The sequence below is a fragment of the Paraburkholderia sp. SIMBA_054 genome, from assembly GCF_046534875.1.
Classification (GTDB): domain Bacteria; phylum Pseudomonadota; class Gammaproteobacteria; order Burkholderiales; family Burkholderiaceae; genus Paraburkholderia; species Paraburkholderia hospita.
In genome coordinates this window covers 1-309 of record NZ_JAWRXV010000492.1, presented here as the reverse complement: position 1 = coordinate 309, position 309 = coordinate 1, and the positions used below count along the sequence as shown (strand labels likewise).

Sequence of the window (309 nt, the reverse complement as noted above, 5' to 3'; positions counted from 1 at the left end):
GCTTTAGACATTCACGCGGCTCGCCCCAAAACAAAAAGCGCACCACCCAGTGCGCTTTTCATCCCCGCAATTACGGCCTCACATCACCGCCCACCTAACCCGCCCTCAAGCCTCCAACTGCTCGAGCACCTTGCCCTTGGTTTCGGGCAGGCACAACGCGGCGACGATCACGAGCAGATAACCCGCACCGGCGACGATGCCCATTGCCTTCACCAGAGACATGCCCTGCGAAAGGGTGCCGACGAGAATCGGAAAGAACGAGCCGAAGCCGCGCCCCAGGTTGTAGCAGAAGCCCTGGCCCGATCCACG

The 309-nt window shown here is 61.5% G+C and carries 1 pseudogene; it reads right to left on the bottom strand.

The features are described from left to right. Positions 1–105 precede the first annotated feature (105 nt). Positions 106–309: pseudogene (locus SB822_RS56035) on the bottom strand (MFS transporter); the annotation flags it as partial.